The organism is Streptomyces sp. NPDC087859, from assembly GCF_044742595.1.
Classification (GTDB): Bacteria; Actinomycetota; Actinomycetes; order Streptomycetales; family Streptomycetaceae; genus Streptomyces; species Streptomyces canus_F.
Genome location: NZ_JBIUUU010000012.1, coordinates 188,998 through 208,905, shown reverse-complemented (window position 1 = coordinate 208,905; position 19,908 = coordinate 188,998). Strand labels below are relative to the sequence as shown.

At 69.9% G+C, this 19,908-nt stretch carries 16 protein-coding genes and 3 pseudogenes; 8 read left to right on the top strand and 11 right to left on the bottom strand.

The window, feature by feature from the left end:
• Positions 1-18 precede the first annotated feature (18 nt).
• From ACIOHP_RS29410 to ACIOHP_RS29380, 7 genes and pseudogenes are all read right to left on the bottom strand, one after another.
• Entirely contained in the window at positions 19-399 is a 381-nt protein-coding gene (locus ACIOHP_RS29410) for a hypothetical protein (RefSeq protein WP_401892145.1), read from the bottom strand.
• Positions 396-1,061: a DUF4389 domain-containing protein gene (locus tag ACIOHP_RS29405; RefSeq protein WP_401892143.1), complete on the bottom strand. Its 666-nt coding sequence runs from the start codon at positions 1,059-1,061 to the stop codon at positions 396-398. Before ACIOHP_RS29405 ends, ACIOHP_RS29410 begins: the two co-directional genes overlap by 4 nt.
• A 193-nt stretch (positions 1,062-1,254) precedes the next feature.
• On the bottom strand, positions 1,255-1,932 hold the full coding sequence (locus ACIOHP_RS29400; protein WP_401892141.1) for a CBS domain-containing protein: 678 nt from the start codon (positions 1,930-1,932) through the stop codon (positions 1,255-1,257).
• A gap of 303 nt (positions 1,933-2,235) precedes the next feature.
• Positions 2,236-2,358 carry a hypothetical protein gene (locus ACIOHP_RS29395; protein WP_401892140.1) on the bottom strand — a complete coding sequence of 41 codons (123 nt, stop codon included), beginning with the start codon at positions 2,356-2,358 and terminating at the stop codon, positions 2,236-2,238.
• A gap of 118 nt (positions 2,359-2,476) precedes the next feature.
• A pseudogene (locus ACIOHP_RS29390) lies at positions 2,477-2,704 on the bottom strand (vitamin K epoxide reductase family protein); the annotation flags it as partial.
• An 83-nt stretch (positions 2,705-2,787) separates the two neighbouring features.
• Positions 2,788-3,417 (bottom strand): annotated as a pseudogene (locus ACIOHP_RS29385) (respiratory nitrate reductase subunit gamma).
• A gap of 715 nt (positions 3,418-4,132) precedes the next feature.
• Positions 4,133-4,555, bottom strand: a complete 423-nt coding sequence (locus tag ACIOHP_RS29380) for a pyridoxamine 5'-phosphate oxidase family protein (protein ID WP_401892139.1) — start codon at positions 4,553-4,555, stop codon at positions 4,133-4,135.
• Positions 4,556-4,860: 305 nt separating this feature from the next.
• Here ACIOHP_RS29380 and ACIOHP_RS29375 point away from each other — a divergent pair.
• Positions 4,861-5,306, top strand: a pseudogene (locus ACIOHP_RS29375) (MFS transporter); the annotation flags it as partial.
• Positions 5,307-5,930: 624 nt separating this feature from the next.
• Here ACIOHP_RS29375 and adhE read toward each other — a convergent pair.
• The gene (gene adhE / locus ACIOHP_RS29370; protein ID WP_401892138.1) at positions 5,931-8,582 is read right to left on the bottom strand and encodes a bifunctional acetaldehyde-CoA/alcohol dehydrogenase; all 2,652 of its coding nucleotides are present in this window, start codon (positions 8,580-8,582) and stop codon (positions 5,931-5,933) included.
• 338 nt (positions 8,583-8,920) lie between these two features.
• On the opposite strand from adhE, the gene ACIOHP_RS29365 reads away from it, so the two are divergent.
• Positions 8,921-9,829: a universal stress protein gene (locus ACIOHP_RS29365; RefSeq protein WP_401892137.1), complete on the top strand. Its 909-nt coding sequence runs from the start codon at positions 8,921-8,923 to the stop codon at positions 9,827-9,829.
• A gap of 255 nt (positions 9,830-10,084) precedes the next feature.
• Here the strand turns inward: ACIOHP_RS29365 and ACIOHP_RS29360 are convergent, their stop codons facing one another.
• Both ACIOHP_RS29360 and ACIOHP_RS29355 read right to left on the bottom strand, forming a co-directional pair.
• On the bottom strand, positions 10,085-11,095 hold the full coding sequence (locus tag ACIOHP_RS29360) for a zinc-dependent alcohol dehydrogenase (protein WP_401892136.1): 1,011 nt from the start codon (positions 11,093-11,095) through the stop codon (positions 10,085-10,087).
• A gap of 158 nt (positions 11,096-11,253) precedes the next feature.
• A complete protein-coding gene (locus ACIOHP_RS29355) occupies positions 11,254-12,150 on the bottom strand; it encodes a universal stress protein (protein ID WP_401892134.1) in 897 nt (298 codons plus the stop codon).
• Between the two features lie 326 nt (positions 12,151-12,476).
• Here ACIOHP_RS29355 and gap point away from each other — a divergent pair, with 326 nt between their 5' ends.
• Positions 12,477-13,505, top strand: a complete 1,029-nt coding sequence (gene gap / locus ACIOHP_RS29350; RefSeq protein ID WP_401892132.1) for a type I glyceraldehyde-3-phosphate dehydrogenase — start codon at positions 12,477-12,479, stop codon at positions 13,503-13,505.
• A gap of 55 nt (positions 13,506-13,560) precedes the next feature.
• Here gap and ACIOHP_RS29345 read toward each other — a convergent pair whose 3' ends face one another.
• Positions 13,561-15,879, bottom strand: a complete 2,319-nt coding sequence (locus tag ACIOHP_RS29345) for a PAS domain S-box protein (RefSeq protein WP_401892131.1) — start codon at positions 15,877-15,879, stop codon at positions 13,561-13,563.
• Between the two features lie 858 nt (positions 15,880-16,737).
• Between ACIOHP_RS29345 and ACIOHP_RS29340 the strand changes: the two genes are divergently transcribed.
• The 5 genes from ACIOHP_RS29340 to ACIOHP_RS29320 all read left to right on the top strand — a co-directional run bounded on the left by ACIOHP_RS29340 (position 16,738) and on the right by ACIOHP_RS29320 (position 19,878).
• Positions 16,738-16,818, top strand: coding sequence for a PhnA domain-containing protein (locus tag ACIOHP_RS29340; protein WP_401892415.1), 81 nt, complete (start codon positions 16,738-16,740; stop codon positions 16,816-16,818).
• 159 nt (positions 16,819-16,977) lie between these two features.
• Positions 16,978-17,319 (top strand): ArsR/SmtB family transcription factor, encoded by a 342-nt coding sequence (locus tag ACIOHP_RS29335; protein WP_401892130.1) that lies wholly within the window; start codon positions 16,978-16,980, stop codon positions 17,317-17,319.
• Positions 17,316-19,049, top strand: a complete 1,734-nt coding sequence (locus ACIOHP_RS29330) for a SulP family inorganic anion transporter (RefSeq protein WP_401892128.1) — start codon at positions 17,316-17,318, stop codon at positions 19,047-19,049. Before ACIOHP_RS29335 ends, ACIOHP_RS29330 begins: the two co-directional genes overlap by 4 nt.
• On the top strand, positions 19,046-19,453 hold the full coding sequence (locus tag ACIOHP_RS29325) for a pyridoxamine 5'-phosphate oxidase family protein (protein ID WP_361552229.1): 408 nt from the start codon (positions 19,046-19,048) through the stop codon (positions 19,451-19,453). The genes ACIOHP_RS29330 and ACIOHP_RS29325 overlap by 4 nt, the downstream gene beginning before the upstream one ends.
• Positions 19,453-19,878 carry an ATP-binding protein gene (locus ACIOHP_RS29320; RefSeq protein WP_361552232.1) on the top strand — a complete coding sequence of 142 codons (426 nt, stop codon included), beginning with the start codon at positions 19,453-19,455 and terminating at the stop codon, positions 19,876-19,878. Before ACIOHP_RS29325 ends, ACIOHP_RS29320 begins: the two co-directional genes overlap by 1 nt.
• Positions 19,879-19,908 lie beyond the last annotated feature (30 nt).

Sequence of the window (19,908 nt, the reverse complement as noted above, 5' to 3'; positions counted from 1 at the left end):
CGGGTCGGGCGCTCGCGCTCAGTAGGCGGAGGCGGGCCAAGTGGAGGCCACCGCCACGACGACGCCCACGTCCAGCAGCGCGCCGACACTGAGCCACGGATCGAACCAGATCGCTTTGAGGACGAGACCGGTCGCTGCCCCGACAACGGCTGCCGTGGGCCACCACTCGCTGCCCGCGAGCGTCCCGGCACCGGCGACGGTGTAGACGACGGCGGTGTACCAGGCGAGCGCCAGGGCCGTGGCCCTGGCCGGCGCGGGGGAGACATGAGCGGCTGCCAGAGCCCACGAGTGTCCGGGGTCGAACGGGGGCGGCTTGTCCGGCTGCTGCGGCGCCGTCCAGACCCCCGGGTGCAGTAGCCCGTGCACGATCAGGAACGCCGCCACCAGAAACGCGATCACGGCAGTACCTCCGGTTCGCTCGGTTCGGTGCCGCCCATGTCGAGGCGGAAGGGGGGATAGGTGTCGGTCATGAGGGCGGTGTAGGCGGCGACGCGTAGTACCCAGCGGTTGAGGCCGAGGATGAGGTCGAACAGGCTCTTCGGGTATTTCTCGGTGAAGGCGAGGGTGATGGCGGCGATCAGGGCGAGTACGGCGACGAGTCCGCCGTCCCACCAGCCGAGGTGCCAGCCGCCGAGGAAGAAGCCGATGATGATGTAGTGGGGTATGGCCAGCAGCCACCACTTGACCAGGACCAGGCCGCGGGAGAGGTGTTGGGGGTAGGCGATGTCCAGCCGGGCCGGGTAGTCGGGTTCTTCGCCCAGGCTGAAGGGCGGGTAGCGGTCGGTGCCCAGGGCGCCGTACGAGTAGTAGGCGACCCGCCAGGTCCAGCGCAGTACGCCGAGGTTGAAGTCGAACAGGGCGCGTGGGTAGTGCTCGGTGAACAGGATGGCGAAGAACGCGATCATGCTCACGGCGGTGAAGGCGATCCAGAGGAAGAACAGCGCCACGTAGTGGGGGATGACGAGGATCCACTTCACCAGCCACAGCCAGCGGGACAGTGGTGTGTCGAGCACCGCGTTCACGCGGACCGGGCGGTTGGGTAGTCCGGCAAGGGTCGTCATGGCGATCAGCTCCTCCGGGCCCGGAGCGACAGCCGCGAAACCGGGCCCATGACAAGCGTCGCCCGGGACCGGGAGCAGTGAGGAGGGCCGCCCGGGGTTGAGGTGAGGGCCATGGGTCCCGGGCCGAACGACTGGCACCGCTCTGCCGTCAGTCGTCGAGCAGCGAGGGGTGCACGACTCCGCCCGAGGAGCGCTACTCGGGCGCAGGCGTCTCGTCGACAGGGGACGTCAGGCTGTTCACGACCCCGACGACCCCGTCCACCCGCCACGTCAGCTGGGCGGTGAGGAAGATGTCACTCCGCCGTTCCAACTGCCCCTCCAGCGTGACCATGCCGTCTCGCACCGAGACCGTCACAGCGTGAGGTGCCAGACACATGGCGCGCACCAGGACGTCGTCGGTGACCTCCCGGCGGATCTCCTCATCCGTTCGCAGGAAGATCCGCAGCAGATCCCGTCGGGTGGCGATGCCGATCAGGCGGTCCTCCTCGTCCACGACAGGAAGCCGGTCGACGTGGTGGCGTTCCATGACGCGTGCCGCGTCCGCGACGCGCTGTTCGGGGTGCACGGTGACGGCGGGTGTCGACATCATCTCTCCGGCGGTCATGGCCGGGGCCACCGCGGTCATGTGAGGGGCGGAGCGGCGCAGCGCGGAATTGCGGAACCACCGCACGCGGCCACGGGAGGACCGGTCTGTGTGCCGGCGCATCAGGTCGGTCTCGGAGATCACTCCCAGGACCTTGTCGTCGTGGTCCACCACGGGCAGACCGCTGATGCGGTGTTGGTCCAGCAGTCGTGCCACGTCCTTGAACGACGTGTCCCGGTGCGCTTCGACGACCTCGCCGGTCATCACCTCGCCGACTGTGCGGGTCATCACGCCGACTCCCTTCCGCCTCCACCGTCCGCCAGAGGAGCGCGACGGATGCTGTGCCGGGACGCCCCCGGCGTGAAGCCCTGCGAGGCGAGGCGTCTGTGATGCCGTCCCTCGTCCAGCCGCTCCGGGGAGGAAAGTCCCTGATGCTGCTCCAGCCTTCCGTACGACGAGCTCCCGGGCATGGGCCGACCGTCCCGAGGTCGGGGGACCGAAGCCCCGGCTTGCCGGTCCATGCGGCACGCGGGCACGTCCTGGCCCGGACGCGGGCCGCCATGCGCCGTTCCTCCGCCGTGTGGCGGCCGGTCACAGCAAGGTGCCCCAGTACGGCCAGAAGCGGGTCAGGACGAGCAGTGTGATCACGCCGTACCAGGTGCCGAGCAGCATCCAGTGTGTGTCCCGCACGATCTGCAGGACACCCTGCGCCACGGGGATGATTCCCCTGTCCAGGCAGTGCACGGTGCGTACCAGAACAGGGCGATGGTGACGCCCCCACCAACGCCCCGGCGTCCGGTGCGAGCCACAGCCGACGGTGCAGGCGCGCGCCGGTGAGGACGGCGATGCCCAGGGCGGTCACTGCGGCGAAGGCAGCCAGCCCGAGCAGCATGGTGGGGAAGCCGAGCAGGCTGCCCTGCGGACTGGACATGCCGCTGCCGCAGCTCACGACGGGGAAGATGTCGCAGGGCGGTTGGTAGGCGGGGTCCTGGAGCAGCCGCCAGTCGTCCACGGCGAGCTGACAGGAGGCGAGCCAGCTGACGGTCCCGGCGAGGGTCATCACCCATCCGGTTCGGCGGCCGGCGCCCACTGTGGGCGGGCGGCGGATGGTCGTGGCGTCCGGTGCGAGGGCGGGGCCGTGACTCATGCGGCTCGCCTACGGGGCCGGCCCCCTGCCGTCGGGGCTGCCGTCGTCGGCGTCGACCGCCGCCGGTAGACGAGGTAGGGCCGGACCAGGTATCCGATCGGGGCGCTCCACACGTGCACCAGCCGGGTGAACGGCCAGGCCGCGAAGAGCAGGAAGGCGGTCAGGGCGTGCAGCTGGAACAGCATTGGGCTTCGGCGATGGCCTCCGGTTGGGGCTGGAGGAGGAACAGACCGCGGAACCACACCGAGACGGTCGAACGGTAGTCGTAGCCGGCCGAAGACGTTGTGGGCGGCGGTGGCGGTGATGCCCAGCAGGACGGTGGCGGGTAGCAGGGGGAAGAGCAGCTTGTCGCTGCGGTCGGTGCCGAGCCGGATGGTGCGGGTCAGCAGTCGACGGGCGCACAGCATGCCCAGTCCCGCGACCATGACGATGCCCGCCACCGAACCCGCTCAGACAGCGGTGGTGTGGTAAGCGTGCTTGGAGATGCCGACGGCCTCGGTCCACGCGTCGGGAACGGCGAGCCCCACGACATGCCGGGCGATCACCATGAAGGCGTCCACATGGAACAGCGGGCTGCCCCAGCGCAGCCAGCCGACCCGTGTCCCTATCGCCCCGATCAGCCGCACGGGACCGGCGTCGGTGTCGCCCTGGCGGCCACCGCGGACGCCCTCTCCCTGCTCGTCGAACCCTTCCTGAACGGGACTGTCGGCCCTGTTGGAGAAGACCTTCGGCCGCCGCGCCGACCACCGCCGCCGGTGGATGCTGACGGCGACCCCTTCCAGCGCCCCGACCTCACCGAACTCATCGCCTACGGCCGGGAGATCGGCGTCCGGGTCGCGGTGTCCCCATTCGGCACCCCCACGCTCACCTCGCAGCGGCTGCGGGACCTGCACGGGGCGGGCAGGGTCGGAATCTCGCTGAGCCTGGACGGGTCCACCCCCGAAATCCACGACGCCTTCCGCGGCGTACCCGGGGTCTACCGCTGGACCCTGGACGCCTGGGACACGGCCCGCGCCCTCAAGCGAGCCTCATCGGGATACTCCGATGCATCGCGCGTGAGCTTGAGATTCTGGTTCTTCGGCGGCGTCGGCTCACCCCGCTCCTTCGCCGCCCGGGTGTGTTCCTCGGCCCATCGGGCACGGAAGGTGGCCGTCCTCTCCTGTTCTCGGGACTCCGGTCCTCGATGCGGTCATGGTTGCGGGAATCGGCCTACACCTGCGCGCGGATGGCTTGCGTGCACTCGGCCTGTCTCATCACGGCCTCTGCCCACCTGCGCACGCCGCGGGAGATCCCGACGCGGGCCGCGTGGCACCGTCCCCACCGGAGCCCGGCCGGCGCACCTCACTCCATCCCGCGCGTTTCCCGCAGCTCGCGTCCGGTGACCATCTCCGACTCGATCCGTACGAACACCCCGTCCTGCAGGGGCATCCAGGACGTGGGGCCGGTTTTCGACAGCCGCTCGTGCTCGGCGGGGTCGGTCACCACGGTGGCCCGGCCGGTGACGACGACACTCCAGCCGGACCGGGACGCCGCGTCGAACTCGTCCGCCTCGAAGGCGACCACGACGCCGTCGACGGCGCGTACGAGGTCCGAGTCCGGCGAGGTCGACAGCAGGACGGAGCAGTCCGTATCCAGGGAGAAGTTGATGGGGAGGACCGCGGGCAGGGCCTGCCGGGTGTAGACCACGCGGCCGACCGGCACCTTGGCGAGCAGGCGCAGGCACTCCTGTCGGTCGAGTCCGCGAGAGGCGTCGTTGTGGAACATCAGTCCATCGTCCCCAGGGTCATGGTGCGGGGGTAGGGCCGAGTGGCCCTACCCCCGCACCATGCGAAAGCGGCCTTCGGTGCGCTGGAGCCGCGCGGGCCACGCGGCACACGGGGCCGCGCGGAGGGACCGCCGGGTCCGGACTCAGGGACCGTCCGTCTGCCGGCAGGGACTCATGGCCCCATTCCTCGGTGAGCCCGGATGCGAAGAGCGTGACCGGAAGCCGTTCCGCGGGCAACGGGCCCGCGGTGCACATGCGATCCCGGTCGCGCAGTACCACTGCGAAGAGGAAGAGGACGGACAACGTGGTCCAGGAGTTGAAGTCGAAGAGCGAAGGCTCACCGTCGGGTGTACCGGTCTCCCGTCAGGCATGGCTGATGCTGGCCCTGGCCACTGTCGGTTTCGCCGTGAACTTCTGGGCGTGGGCGCTGCTCAGCCCACTCGGCCCCCGGTTCAAGGACGGCCTCGACCTGTCGTCGTTCGAGCAGTCGCTGCTGGTGGCGGTACCTGTCGTGGTCGGCTCGCTGGGCCGCATCCCGGTCGGGGCGCTGACCGACCGGTTCGGCGGGCGGGTGATGTTCCCGATCGTGTCGGCGGCCACCATCGTGGCACCGCCATCAGTGCCCTGACCACGGTGAAGCTGGTCGACGCGAACAGTATGTCCACCCCCTTCCTGATCACCGCCGCGGCACTCGCCGTGTACGCCGTGACCGCCGCCCTGCTGCTGCGCTGCGCGACGACATCCTCAGCAGTCCCACAGGCTCCGTACCTTCTCTCACCGCGAGCGGGGGTACGGAGCTTTGCTGACTCGGCATGGTCACGCGGAGCCGGGAACCGCCCTTGCACGCGGGTGATCCCTGCCGAGCCCCGCAATGTTCGTGGTCTGGCTGCTGACCTTCCCGGGGACGGCGGTCGTAGAGTCATGTGCTGCCGGAACCGATCGCAAGTCGAACGGGACTGCGGCGCCCGAGGCGGAGTGGCACGGGGAGCGCGGAGAGCAGCCGGGAACAGAGGCGGACGGGCCTGACCGGCCTGCTCGACACCGCGGTTCCGTATGAGTACGCCGAGCACCTGGTCGCGAGGCTCTTTCCGACACCGCCAGGCACGCCCGCGCCACGGCGGCCGGCATCAGCGCCGAAGCGACCGGCACGACGGATGTGGCATCGCCCGGCCACCAGCCGTCGCAACGGTCTTGCCAACCTTCACTCCCGGGCTCAGGAACTCGGCGGCACTGTCACCCTCGCCCGGAACGGTCCCAGAGGCACTGCCCTGGACTTCTCTGCGCCGCTTCCGGCCTTCTGAACGCGTCACGACATGCGGCACCGGGCCGCCTCCACCTGAGACGGCCCGGTGCCGCATGCCGCGGTGCAGCGGTTTACCGGGCTGCTGCCTGGCCGTAGTAGGCCGTGCGCATCAGTTCCTGCATGTCGTCGAGCATCGGCATGCGCGGGTTGGCGGGCGCGCACTGGTCTTCGTAGGCGTTGAGGGCCTGTTGGGGCAGGGCGGCGAGGTAGCTCTGCTCGTCCACGCCCAGGGCCTGGAACGACGGCTCGATACCCACGGCGTCACGGAGCCGTTCCACAGCGCAGGCCAGGGACTCCACACCCTGTGCCGGGGTGGCAGCGGGCAGGCCGAGTGTGCGGGCGATGTCCTGGAAGCGTTCCGGGGCGCGGTAGCTCTCGTACTTGGGCCACCCGGTCAGCTTGGTGGGCACGGTGCCGTTGTAGCGGATGACGTGCGGGAGCAGGACCGCGTTGGTGCGGCCGTGGGCGATGTGGAAGGTGGCACCGAGGGTGTGCGACATGGCGTGGACGATGCCGAGGAAGGCGTTGCCGAAGGCCATGCCGGCGATGGTGCCGGCGTTGTGCATCTTCTCCCGGGCCTCGGGGCTGCCCGCACGGTCGTTCACGGCGGCGTCGAGGTGGCCGAAGATGAGGCGGACGGCGTGCAGGGCGGGTCCGTCGGTGAAGTCGTTGGCGTAGACGGAGACGTACGCCTCGATGGCGTGGGTGAGGGCGTCGAAGCCGCTGTCGGCAGCCAGGGCCGGGGGCAGTTGGGCGGTGAGCAGGGGGTCGACGATGGCCACGCTGGGGGTGAGGGCGTAGTCGGCCAGCGGGTACTTCTTGCCGGTGGCGGGGTCGGAGATGACGGCGAACGGGGTGACCTCGGCGCCGGTTCCCGATGTCGTGGGAATGCACACCAGGCGGGCGCGCTCGCCCAGGACCGGGAAGCGGAAGGCGCGCTTGCGGATGTCGGAGAACTTCTGCCGCATGTCGGCGAAGTCGATGTCCGGGTGCTCGTACAGCAGCCACATCACCTTCGCGGCGTCCATCGGGGAGCCACCGCCGAGCGCGATGATCGTGTCCGGGCGGAAGTCCCGCATGAGGCGGGCGCCGCGCTGGACGGAAGAGATGCTGGGCTCGGGTTCGACGTTGTCGATGATCTGCAGCGTCACCGGTTCGGGCCGGCGTTGCAGGACGCGGCTCACCCGGTCGACGAAGCCCAGACGGGTCATCGTCGCGTCCGTGACGATCGTGACGCGGTGGACGTCCGGCATGGCGGTCAGGTAGCGGATGGCCTGCGGCTCGAAGTAGATCTTCGGCGGCACCTTGAACCACTGAAGGTTGTTGTGGCGGGTGCCGACCCGCTTGACGTTCAGCAGCTGGGCGGCGGTGACGTTGTTGGACACCGACGTGCTGCCCCAGGATCCGCAGCCCAGCGTCAGCGAGGGCAGCAGGCTGTTGTAGACGCCGCCGATGGCGCCCTGTGAGGAGGGCGAGTTGACGATGATCCGTACGGTCTTCATGCGACGGCCGTACGCTTCCGCGAGCTCGCGGTCCTCGGTGTGGATGACCGAGCTGTGGCCCTGACCGTGGAAGGCGACCATGGCGGCGGCCAGATCGAAGCCCTGGGCCTCGGAATCCGCGCGGAGCACGGTGAGTACCGGGCACAGCTTCTCCCGGGTCAACGGCTCGTCCGGGCCGACCCGTTCGGCCTCGACCAGAATGACGGACGTGTCGGCGGGCACGGTGAACCCGGCCTGCTCCGCGATCCACGCCGGGCTCTGTCCGACGGCCGCGGCGTTGACCTTGGGCTCGCAGCCGCCGCCCGCCGAGCCGACGGGAAACAGGAACGTCTCCAGCTTCGCCTTCTCCTCGGCGGTCGCCAGATGGGCGTGCAAGGTGCGGAACTCGGCGAGCGCAGCGTCGTAGATCTCGGAGTCGAGGATGACGGCCTGCTCGGAGGCGCAGATCATGCCGTTGTCGAAGGACTTGGACAGCACCAGATCGTTGACGGCCCGGCGCAGCTTGGCGCTCTTGTGGACGTACGCGGGGACGTTGCCGGCGCCGACGCCGAGGGCGGGCTTTCCCGCGGAGTAGGCGGCCTTGACCATGGCGTTGCCACCGGTGGCGAGGATGAGCGCGACGCCCGGGTGGTGCATCAGCGTGTCGGTCGCCTCGAGGGAGGGGGTCTCGATCCACTGCACGCAGTGCTCCGGTGCCCCTGCGGCGATGGCCGCGTCGCGGACGACGCGGGCCGCTTCCGCGCTGCAGCGCTGGGCGGAGGGGTGGAAGGCGAAGACGACCGGATTGCGGGTCTTGAGTGCCATCAGCGCCTTGAAGATCGTGGTGGAGGTGGGGTTGGTGACGGGCGTGATCGCGCAGACCACGCCGACCGGCTCCGCGATCTCGACGATGTCCTCGATGTCGTCGCGGGCTATGACCCCGACGGTCTTCATCCTGCCCATGCTGTGGGTGACGTGCTCGCAGGCGAACATGTTCTTCGCGGCCTTGTCCTCGAAGACACCTCGGCCGGTCTCCTCGACGGCGAGCGCGGCCAGCCCGGTGTGCCGGTCCAACGCGGCGACCGATGCCTTCTTGACGATGTGGTCGACCTGCTCCTGAGTCAGCGACTCGTAGTCGGCGAGCGCCTTGAGCCCGTTCGTGACCAGTCGGTCCACCGCGATAGCGGTTTCTGAGGGTCCGCTGTCGGGGGTGGTGGGCCTGCCGTCGTCCTTACCGGGCATGGAGATGCGCCTCCGTCGTCGAGTCCGCAGCGTGGGTGAGGAACGGCACCGTGCGGGATCAGTACCGCTTCCCTCACCACTCTTGCTTCTGACCAGCCCCGCGTTCAGGCGCCGAAGGTCCCCGACGGTGTCCCTATCGGCCCCAATTCGGCGAACCGGTGAGGCTTCCGTGAGCTTTGAAGGAAGGGAGGAGACAACCACCCCCGGCGCTCCGACGACGCACGGCCGGAAGGGGGCCGTGGAGCCCAAGGAGAGGGCCCATCCGGCCCGTGTGCACCGCCCGGAGTTCGTACCAGGCTGGGTCGGAGGACAACGCGTACACCTAGGAGGCACACGCCATGGACCGACACGTAGTCGCGGGGATCGACCTTTCTCCCGAGAGTCGCGCCGCCGCGCACTGGGCGTCCCGGGAAGCCCTGCGCCGTGGCGCAGCGCTGCGGCTCGTGCACGCCTGGCAGCTGCACCCGCGTCCCGCCGCCAACGTACCCATGGGCATGACCGAGCGAAGCTGGGCTCGGCAGATCCTGTCGGAGGCGTCGGACAGCGTCCGCGCCGCCCACCCCGGGCTGCAGATCGTGGACCAGCAGGTGAAGGACTCCCCGGCCGCTGCCCTGCTGGCAGCGGCGGAGGACGCCGAGCTGGTGGTGCTCGGGTCCCGCGGGCTCAGCGGTGCCACGGGGTTCCTGCTCGGTTCGGTGTCAGCGAAGGGCGTCGCCAGGTCGCCGCGCCCTGTCGTGCTGGTCCGCGAGGGTGAGAGCGCCGCCGGCGAGCACTTCTCGCCCCTCGCCGGTGTTTCGCCCGACGAGATTCCCGAGACCCCCTACCGCGATGTCGTCCTCGGCCTCGATACCGGCCAACCCTGCGACGAGCTGATCGAGTTCGCCTTCGAGACCGCCCGGCGGTGCGGTGCCGCGCTGCGTGTGATCCACACCTTCACGGTCCCGCCGGGATACGCCGTCGCCGACCGGGTCGTCCCGCCGCCCGGCCCGGAGCTGCTCGCGGAGCGCGAGCACGCCGTGGTCGCGACGCTGCGCCCGTGGTGTGAGAAGTTCCCCGAGGTCGCCGTCACCGAGACCGTCGTCGAAGGCAGGGCGGCCGCCGAACTGCCCCGCGCGGCTTCCGGGGCGGCGCTGGTCGTCGTGGGACGCCGGATCCGGGACAGTCGGCTCGGTGTCCACACCGGTCCGGTCACCCACGCGGTCCTGCATCATGCACGCTGCCCGGTGGCGGTCGTCCCGCACGCCTGAACCACTGTACGGAGCGGGACTCTTTCTCCTGAAGGAGCACCCGACCATGCGGTCGGCCGCTGACACCGCCGCAGGAGCCGGTGTGCCACTTCGCCCTGGGCGCTGAGTGGCACACCGGTTCCTGTTGGTCGGTCTGCTCACCTCAAGCCTCACGCCTCAGGACGACGAGACGGCCGACCACAAGAGCCGGCCGCCCTCCGCACACGCAGTCGTGTCCGGAGGGCGGCTCCAAGCCGGTGGTGACGCGGTGTCGCCTCACATCTCGAAGACGATGCGCGCCTCGACCTCCCCGCGCAGTACGTCCGCGATGGACTCGTTGACGGTGTCCAGGGAGCGGGTCTGGTAGATGACCTTCGTGCGGCCCGCCGCGTGCAGCCGGAACACCTCGTCGAGGTCCTGGCGGGTGCCGACGATGGAGCCGATGACGGAGGTGCCGTTCAGGACGGTGTCGAAGATCGGGACCTGGATGGTGCCGCCGGCCGGCAGCGCCACCATGATCAGCTTGCCGCCGCGCCGCAGACCGCCGTAGACGGCGGCGAAGGCTTGCTCGTTGACCGCGAGCGCGATGGCGGAGTGCGCGCCGCCGTGCCGCTTGAGCACCTCGGCCGGGTCCTCCTTGCGGGCGTCGATGAGGATGTCCGCGCCCAGCTTCCGGGCAAGCTCCAGCTTCTCGTCGGTGACGTCGATGGCGGCGACGGTGGCACCGGCGATCTTCGCGTACTGAACGGCGAGGTGACCGAGGCCGCCGACGCCGGAGATCGCCACCAGCTGGGCCGGAGCCACGCCCGCGACCTTGAGCGCCTTGTACGTCGTGACGCCGGCGCAGGTCAGCGGGGCGGCGTCACGCGGGTCGATGCCCTCGGGCACCGGGGCGGCGAAGTCGGCCGAGGCGAGCATCTTCTCCGCGTAGCCACCGTCCACGCCGTAGCCGGTGTTGCGCTGTTGCTCGCACAGCGTCTCCCAACCGGACAGACAGTGCTCGCACCGCCCGCAGGCCCAGCCGAGCCAGGGCACGGCCACCCGCTGCCCGATCGCCAAGTGGGTGACGCCCGAGCCGAGTTCCTCGATGATGCCGACGCCCTCATGTCCTGGGACGAACGGCGGGGTCGGCTTGATCGGCCAGTCGCCGTGCGCGGCGTGGATGTCGGTATGGCACAGGCCAGAGGCCTCTACGCGGATACGGACCTGGCCGGGGCCCGGCTCGGGATCGGGGCGCTCCTCGATGACCAGGGGCTGACCGAAGGCTTGGACGACTGCTGCTCTCATGACGGGCATCTCCTCTGCGGGGTGGACGCGTTGCCGGTCGCACGTCTTGGTATTCCGGCTCGCGGAGCCTGGTGACTCGGGGTGCCGGTAACAGACTCGTCCGGGTGAAGCCGTGGGCGGCAGGTCCGAATGCCCCCGGCCCGTGGTCCGGTCGGCCCTCAGGCGTGGGGTACAACGGCGACGGGCGCGACGGCGTGGTGGATCACCCCGTGGGCGACGGGGCCGATGCGCATGCCGAGGGCCGGCCGGCCCGTTCTGCGGCCGACGACCACCAGACCGGCGTCCCGAGAGGCCTGGAGGATAACCTCCGCGGCGGATGCGAGATCGATCTTGTGGACCACCTTGACCTGTGGATATCGCTGCCTCCACGGTGTCAGGGCATCCAGGAGTTCCTCTTCGACGCGGGCTTCATCACCGGTGTCCTCGTCACCCGTGGGCACGGACCCTGGGTTGTAGGCGAACACCGGTGGACGGCTCCACGCGTGCACGGCACGCAAGGTGACCCCTCGGGCCGCCGCCGTGGCGAAGGCGAACTCCAGCAGTGCTTCGGCCGGTTCGTCCCGGTCCTGGATGCCTACGACCACTGCGCCGCCGTCCTGATCGACATCGACGCTCTGGGCGCCCTCGACGGTGCCGTGCTTGATCGCGCGTACGAGCACCACGGGGGTTTCGGCGCGGGCGAGCACACGCTGACCGACGGATCCGAGAAGGAAGCCCGCGATGGCGCCGTGCCCACGCGAGCCCAGCACCAGCATCTCGGCGTTCTCCGCCTGCCCCAGGAGCGCGCGGGGGGCCAGATCGGACACCTGCTCGACATCGATCGGCAGTTCCGGATGTCGCGCCGTCAGATTTTCCCTCGCCTCGTCCAATATCTGCTGCGCCCAACGCTTCTGGGCTTCCGACTCCTGGGCCGAGGGCACGTCGACCGGTCGCCAGATCCAGGCAGTCACCAAACGCAGGGGCACCGCCCGGCGCTGTGCTTCGCGGGCGGCCCAGTCCGCTGCCGCCAGGCTTTCGGGGGAACCGTCCAGACCCACGACGATGGGGCGAAGCATGGGAAGTACCTCCATGTGCGATGCGGTGGGCCGCGGACGTTCCGGGTGGCCCTTGCCTCGAGCGTGGTGGGGGAGTGAGGTCGGGCCCAGGGGCCAGTGGTCCTTGGTTCGGTCCCGAGAGTCCTGGAAGCCCTGACGGCAGGGGTCCATTGCGGGGCTGTGGCCGAAGGCAGCTCTTCACACCGACCGCCTGCGGAGCCGTTTCCCAGGTATCCGACGTCGGGCCGAACGGCCCTCGACCCGCCCCCGTACGGCCCACGTCCCACACCCCGCGGAACCCGCAGGCTGGTCTCACACATCAGAGACCGCCCAGGAGGACAACCGACATGACCGTGCGTGTGGGAATCAATGGCTTCGGGCGCATCGGACGGAACTACCTGCGCTGTGTGCTGGACCGCGCGGACGCGGAGTCCGGCACGCCGGTCGAGGTCGTGGCGGTCAACGACCTCACCTCCCCGACAGCGCTCGCCCATCTGCTGGAGTACGACTCGACGTACGGCAGGCTGCGCCGCACGGTCGAGCACGACGATGACTCGATCACCGTCGACGGTCACCGCATCGCCGTGACCGCCGAACGCGACCCGGCAGCCCTTCGCTGGGGCGACCTGGGTGTGGACGTCGTCGTAGAGTCGACCGGCCGCTTCCGCAGCCGCGAGGACGCCGGACTGCATCTCAAGGGCGGAGCCCGCAAGGTGCTGCTGTCCGTGCCGGGCAAGGACGTCGATGCCACGGTCGTGATGGGTGTCAACGAGAGCACGTACGACCCGGACAGCGACCACGTGGTCTCGAACGCCTCGTGCACCACCAACTGTGTGGCGCCGATGGTGAAGGTTCTCGACGAGGCCTTCGGTATCGACAAGGGCCTGATGACCACCATCCACGGCTACACCAACGACCAGGTCGTCCTGGACGGTCCGCACAAGGACCCGCGCCGCGGCCGTACCGCTGCCGTCAACATCATCCCGACCAGTACCGGAGCGGCTCGTGCCGTCGGTCTGGTCCTGCCGGAGCTGGCCGGCACGCTCGACGGCATCGCGGTCCGCGTGCCCGTCGAGGACGGCTCGCTGACCGACCTCACCCTGGTACTGAATCGGGCCGTGACCGCGGACGAGGTCAACTCCGCGTTCCGGGAGGCCGCCGACGGGCGGCTGAAGGGCATCCTGCGGGTCTCCGACGCCCCGATCGTCTCCCGCGACATTGTCGGTGACCCCGCCTCCTGTGTCCTGGACGCCCCGCTGACCCAGGCACACGGCAACCTGGTCAAGGTCTTCGGCTGGTACGACAACGAGTGGGGCTACACCAACCGGCTGCTCGACCTCACCGAGTACGTCGCCGCCCGGCTCCGCCAGAGCTGACCGTGCCATGAGGCCGACGCCGGCCGGTGATGTTCTGCCGGGAGTCCTGTGCCGGTCACAGCCGGAGGGTGAACCAGGTGGTCTTTCCGCGCTCGTCCGGGCGGACTCCCCAGGTGTCGGCGATGGCGTCGACGAGGATGAGGCCGCGTCCGGACTCCTCGTCCTCGGAGGCCAGTCGAGGCTGGGGCAGGTGGGGACTGAGGTCGCTGATTTCTACAGCGAGGTCGGTTTCGGTCCGGCGCAGGTGGAGGACGAGCGGGCCTTCCGCGTGCTGGACGGCGTTGGTGAGGATCTCGGAGACGAGGAGCCTTGCGTCGTCGGCCGCGGGGACGCAGCCCCAGTCGGCAAGGGTCTTGATCACGAACGAGCGGCCGATGGACACCGCGGAGGCCGTGGCCGGTAGCTCCTGGGTGGCGATGGCCAGAGGCGCAGCGGGGAGTTGGGCCAGGAGCAGGGTGACGTCGTCGTCGTGGCCCTCGGCGTCCGGCAACAGGGAGGCGAGTACGTGGTCGGCTGTGTCATCGAGGCAGCTCGTGCGAGTGAAGGCGTCGACGAGAGCCGTGGCGAGCTTGTCGATCTCGTCCTCGATGTCGCCGCACGGAGTCTCCACAAGGCCGTCGGTGTACAGCACGAGGGTGGCCCCGGGTGAGATGGCCGCGCTGGACTGCTGGTAGAGCATGTCGCCGACGCCAAGCGGGGTGTTCACGGGGGAGGGGAGGCGGCGGACGCCTTCGCCGGGGGCGGAGATGAGCGTGGGCAAGTGGCCGGCGGAGCAGATGGTCACGGACCCGGAATCCGGTGCGATGACCAGATAGCAACAGGTGACCAGTTGGTCGGGCACATCGAGGTCGGCGACGACCGCGTCCAGGGCTTGCATGAGCTGGCGGGGTTGCATGCCGGTCTTGGCCAGCGCGTGGGCGGCGGAGCGCAACTGGCCCATCACGGAGGCCGCTTCCAGACCGCGGCCCATGACGTCGCCGATGAGAACGCCGACCCGGCCGGCGCCCAGGGGGATCAGGTCGAACCAGTCGCCGCCCACGCCGGCTCCCTGGGTGGCCGGCCGGTAGCGGCTGGCCGCCTCCAGGCCGGGGATCGCGGGCGGGGTGCCCATGAGGCTGCGCTGCAGGGTGAGCGCGATGTGCTTCTGCTGCTTGTACAGTGCGGTGAGTTCGGCCTCGGCGCGTTTGCGGTCGCTGATGTCACGAATGATGGCGCAGGCGCCGATGACGGTGCGGTCCGGGCTGCGTGTGGGCCACAGAGTGACGTCGACGTCGAGCATGGCGCCGGTGCTGGTGAGACGCAGCGTTTCGAAGTGCTCGATCTTCTCGCCCTTCCTCAGCCGGTCCAGCAGCAGGCTGATCTCGTCCTTGCGCTCCGGCGGCGCGAGCATGGACACGTGCTGGCCGATGGCTTCCTCGGCCGTGTAGCCGTACAGGCGCTGAGCGGCGGCGTTCCAGTAGGTGATGCGGCCGTCGAGCGTCTTGGCGAGGATGGCGTCCTGGGAAGACTCGACCAGCGCGGCCAGCTCGTTGATGCGCGCCTCGGCTGCTTTGCGGTCGCTGACGTCGCGGACGGCGGCGGAGACGAGGAGTCCGTCGGCGGTTTCCAGGGGGCTGAGGCTGATCTCGACGGGGAACTCGCTGCCGTCCTTGCGGAGTCCGTGCAGTTCGAGTCCGGCTCCCATGGGGCGCACCTGGTGAGCGCTGCCGTAGCCTTCGCGGTGCCTGGCGTGGGGAGTGTGGAAGCGGTGCGGGATGAGCAACTCGACCGGGTGGCCGAGGAGTTCGTCGCGTGGGTAGCCGAAGAGTGCCTCGGTCTGGGCGTTGACGAGTCTGATGGTCCCGGTGTCGTCGACGATCACCATCGCGTCGGGGGCCGATTCCAGGAGGCCGCGGAATCGCGCCTCGGCTGCTTTGCGGTCGCTGACGTCGCGGACGGCGGCGGAGACGAGGAGTCCGTCGTCGGTTTCCAGGGGGCTGAGGCTGATCTCGACGGGGAACTCGCTGCCGTCTTTTCGGAGTCCGTGCAGTTCGAGTTCGGCTCCCATGGGGCGTACCTGGCGAGTAGCGGTGTATCCGTCGCGGTGGCCGGAGTGCTGCGCGCGGAACCTTCCGGGAATCAGCATCTCCACCGGGTGGCCGAGGAGTTCATTGCGTCGGTAGCCGAAGAGTGCCTCGGTCTGGGCGTTGACGAGCCTGATGGTCCCGGTGTCGTCGACGATCACCATCGCGTCGGGAGCCGCTTCCAGCAGGCTCCGGAACCGGTCTTCGGCCGTTCCGGGCTTCTTCGTACGGCCCACGGCGCTGCGTCGCGGGTCCTGGCCCCGAGTGTTGGCGGTGCTGCCAGTTACCGCTGACGCAATCGTTTCGCTCATATCGGCCCCAACTGGCTGGTGGTGTGCGGCGAATCGATCCATCTCAGCGCATCCTGATCGCATCCACTGCCGTCTGCCGCTTACTGGCGCAGCATCGGCCGTACCTGTTTTCTTACGATCGGGTGCCTCCTCTGTCTGACGAAAGAGGAAAGGGCGTCCTGGTGGCGCTGGGAGAGGCCGGCCCATCAGTAAGGAGTATCCGCGCGGCTCGGCGCACGGACAGTCGGCCGGCCGTGGGGCCTGACGTGAGGGCCGACCAGGTTCCGCATGTCCTCGGCGACCTTGACGCCAGGGAGGCCGCGCGGGTCCTGGTCGATGGTGAGGCCTCGTTGGGGCAGGGGGCCGGTGCGTGGCATCCGGTGGTCCGGGTGGGGCGACTCCGATGCCCCCGTCGGCTCCACGTTCCTTGTCTCCGAGAGCTGGACTCGCACCCAGAAGCAGGGCTTATCGGCCCCCGTGGTCTTCGACGGTGATCCCGCCGACGGCCGTGAGCTCCAGATCTTCCGACTTGAGGAGGAGACCTCGGCCGACTCCCTGAACGCAGCCGAGCACGGCCCTGGCTTTAGTCGCACGGTGATCGACCACCGTTTTCAAGCAGACGATAGCGAGCTGTACGCGATGCGGGCCAGTGACCCCGAAACGCGGCCCCTCGCCCTCATCCGTGAGCCACTTGTGACGGCAGTGAGTACCTTCTGCGCGGCTCGGGCGCCCTGTTGAACAGCGAAGTCGGGTCCTTTGCCTCGGCGTGTGCTGTAGCAGGTCAGCCAGACGAAGACGGTTCACCTCTGCAGGTCTTGGCGGCGGCACAGGACCGTAAATGATCGGGAAGGCCGGTGTGGGCGGTCTCTTTCGTCCGAAGTGCGACGGTCATACATCGACTGCAAGATCGACGGCTTCGGTGCGATGCAGCTGAGGTCGAGCGTGGTCAAGAAGGGCTGATCCGCCGGCCCCCGTTCGCGGGGGAAGCCGACAGCATTCGGATGCCGAGTTGCTAAAGTTCGCAATTGGTTAGATGCTGTGTTGACAATGCGTGCAGGTAGCCGCGGGCGCAGTCTTTGCTTGCCCTGGGTGGGGCGCTGCCGGGGGAGTCGAGGGGTCGTGTCCGTTCCGCTGTACCAGGCCAAGGCCGAGTTCATCCGGATGCTCGGGCATCCCGTGCGGATACGGGTGTTGGAGCTGCTGCAGGGCGGGCCCATGCCGGTGCGGGCCCTGCTGGCGGAGATCGAGGTGGAGGCCTCCGGCCTGTCGCAGCAGCTGGCGGTGTTGCGACGCTCGGGCATCGTCACCTCCCGCCGCGCCGGGGCGACGGTGGTGTACGCGCTCGCCGGCGGGGACGTCGCCGACCTGATGCAGGCCGCGCGCCGGATCCTGACCGAGATGCTGGCCGGGCGGAACGAGCTGTTGGCCGAGCTGCGAGAGGGCGGGGTGGCAGCGTCATGAGGGTCTTGTTCGGCCGGGCCGGGGCCCGGCTCACCGCGCTGCTGCCCGGCCGTAGGGACGTGGCGGACATGCGCCGTGGACCGCGCCGTGACCTGCTGGCCGGCCTGACGGTGGCCATCGTCGCGCTGCCGCTCGCACTCGGCTTCGGGGTGTCCTCCGGGCTCGGCGCGCAAGCGGGGCTGGCGACCGCCGTGGTTGCGGGCGCGCTGGCCGCGATCTTCGGTGGGTCGAATCTGCAGGTGTCCGGGCCTACCGGTGCGATGACGGTGGTGCTGGTGCCGATCGTCGCCGAGCACGGCCCGTCCGGTGTACTCACGGTCGGGCTGATGGCGGGCGTGATACTCATCGCGCTCGCCGTCCTGCGGGCCGGGAAGTACATGCAGTACGTGCCCGCACCGGTCGTCGAGGGCTTCACCCTCGGAATCGCCTGCGTGATCGGCCTGCAGCAGATCCCGAACGCCCTCGGGGTGCCCAGACCGGAGGGCGACCGCGTCCTCGTGGTGACCTGGCGTGCCCTGGACGAATTCGCCCACCGCCCGAACTGGACCGCCCTCGCCCTGGCCGTATCCGTCGCCGCCGTCATGCTCATCGGCGCCCGCTGGCGGCCCACCATCCCGTTCTCCATCCTCGCGGTGATCGCGGCCACCGGGGTGGCGCAGGTCGCGGGCCTGACCTCAGCGAAACCGATCGGCGACCTGCCCTCCGGGCTGCCGGCGCCCTCGCTCGCGTTCCTCGACCTCGGCTCGCTCGGCACCCTGATCGCCCCGGCCGTGGCGGTCGCCGCCCTGGCCGCGCTGGAATCCCTGCTGTCGGCCGCGGTCGCCGACGGGATGACGGTGGGCCAACAGCACGATCCGGACCGGGAACTGTTCGGCCAGGGCCTGGCCAACATCGCGGCCCCGCTGTTCGGCGGGGTCCCGGCGACCGGCGCGATCGCCCGTACCGCGGTCAACGTCCGCACCGGCGCGGGCTCCCGGCTGGCCGCGCTCACCCACGCCGCGATCCTCGCCGCGATCGTCTTCGCCGCCGCACCCCTCGTCTCCAGGATCCCGCTCGCGGCACTCGCGGGTGTGCTGTTGGCCACGGCGATCCGCATGGTCGAGGTCGGCTCACTGCGGGCCCTGGCGAAGGCCACCCGCTCGGACGCCCTGATCCTTGTGCTGACCGCCGTCGCGACCCTCGCGCTCGATCTCGTCTACGCGGTGATCATCGGCTTGGTGGTGGCGGGCGGACTCGCCCTGCGTGCCGTAGCCGAGCAGGCACGCCTCGAGGAGATCCCCCTTGACCGCGGCGACCACAGCGATGAGGAACACGCCCTGCTCGCCGAGCACATCGTCGCCTACCGCCTCGACGGCCCGCTGTTCTTCGCCGCCGCCCACCGCTTCCTTCTCGAACTGACCGAGGTCGCCGAGGTCCGCGTCGTCATCCTGCGCATGTCCCGGGTCACCACCATCGATGCCACCGGTGCCCTGGTCCTCAAGGACGCCGTGGAAAAACTGGCCCGGCGCGGCATCGTGGTCATGGCGTCCGGCATACGGCCCGGCCAGCGCCAGGTTCTGGACTCGGTCGGCGCGCTGGAGCTGTTGCGTCTGCGGGGAGGCGAGTTCGCCACCACGCCCGAAGCGATCCAGGGCGCCCATGCCTACCTGGAGGGCGCCGGTGTGATGCGGCCGATGCCTGCCCGGACCTCCCGGCCCGTCAGCGAGGAAACCGAGGAAACCGTCGGATGAGCATCCCGCCCGCATCCCTGCGCATGGCCGAGGTCTCCGGTGCCGAGGCCCTGTGGCTCCTGGAGGGCAGCTCGCTGGGACGTCTGGTGTACACGCAGCGAGAGCTGACCATCGTCCGGCCCGCGCGGCACACCGGGCAGTACGGCCATCTGGTGCTGCGCACACCCGCCCCTGCGGCCGCGGTCCCCATGACCGCGACCTACCACGTGGACGAGGTCCGCGCGGTCGCCGGCACCGGCTGGAGCGTCACCGTCACCGGGCCGGTCGATCTGATCACCCACCCGGACGAGGCGGCCCACTACCGGCGCACCCTCACCGGCTGGAGCCACGGCCCGCACGACACCCTGCTGCGCCTGTACCCCAAGACGATGAGCGGATTCCGCCTCATCCACGCGGAGCCCTGATGAGCACCCACCTCGAGGCCCTGCCCTACCGGCATGTGCTGACGCTGCCCGCGATGCCGTCCGCGGTCCGGACCGCCCGGGAGACCGCCGAGCTGGCCCTGACGGAATGGGGGATAAGCCCCCGCCATCCCACCATCGGCCCGGCCCTGCTGATCCTGAGCGAGCTGGTCACCAACAGCATCCGGCACGCCGTGGCGCTCTCCCCGCAGGTGACGGTCGTCTTCGCGGCGAGCGAGGACTGCCTCGCGTTCGCCGTGCATGATCGCCACCCCTACCAGCCGCCCCTGTACGGCGCGGCCACCGGCACCGGGAGAGGCGGTCTGGCCACCGTCATGGAGCTCACCCTCGGCCTGGGCGGCACCGCGGTCGTCAGGGGTGATGCCGACGGCAGGGGCAAGAGCATCTGGATCACCCTCCCCCTGTGACCCCCTCCTGCGAACCGACAGGCCCATGTG

Coding starts and splice junctions, on each gene's coding strand:
- ACIOHP_RS29405 (WP_401892143.1), bottom strand. CDS start 1,061: ATGACGACCCTTGCCGGACTACCCAACCGCCCGGTCCGCGTGAACGCG.
- ACIOHP_RS29400 (WP_401892141.1), bottom strand. CDS start 1,932: ATGACCCGCACAGTCGGCGAGGTGATGACCGGCGAGGTCGTCGAAGCG.
- ACIOHP_RS29380 (WP_401892139.1), bottom strand. CDS start 4,555: ATGTTCCACAACGACGCCTCTCGCGGACTCGACCGACAGGAGTGCCTG.
- adhE (WP_401892138.1), bottom strand. CDS start 8,582: ATGCCCGGTAAGGACGACGGCAGGCCCACCACCCCCGACAGCGGACCC.
- ACIOHP_RS29365 (WP_401892137.1), top strand. CDS start 8,921: ATGGACCGACACGTAGTCGCGGGGATCGACCTTTCTCCCGAGAGTCGC.
- ACIOHP_RS29360 (WP_401892136.1), bottom strand. CDS start 11,095: ATGAGAGCAGCAGTCGTCCAAGCCTTCGGTCAGCCCCTGGTCATCGAG.
- ACIOHP_RS29355 (WP_401892134.1), bottom strand. CDS start 12,150: ATGCTTCGCCCCATCGTCGTGGGTCTGGACGGTTCCCCCGAAAGCCTG.
- gap (WP_401892132.1), top strand. CDS start 12,477: ATGACCGTGCGTGTGGGAATCAATGGCTTCGGGCGCATCGGACGGAAC.
- ACIOHP_RS29345 (WP_401892131.1), bottom strand. CDS start 15,879: ATGAGCGAAACGATTGCGTCAGCGGTAACTGGCAGCACCGCCAACACT.
- ACIOHP_RS29330 (WP_401892128.1), top strand. CDS start 17,316: ATGAGGGTCTTGTTCGGCCGGGCCGGGGCCCGGCTCACCGCGCTGCTG.
- ACIOHP_RS29325 (WP_361552229.1), top strand. CDS start 19,046: ATGAGCATCCCGCCCGCATCCCTGCGCATGGCCGAGGTCTCCGGTGCC.
- ACIOHP_RS29320 (WP_361552232.1), top strand. CDS start 19,453: ATGAGCACCCACCTCGAGGCCCTGCCCTACCGGCATGTGCTGACGCTG.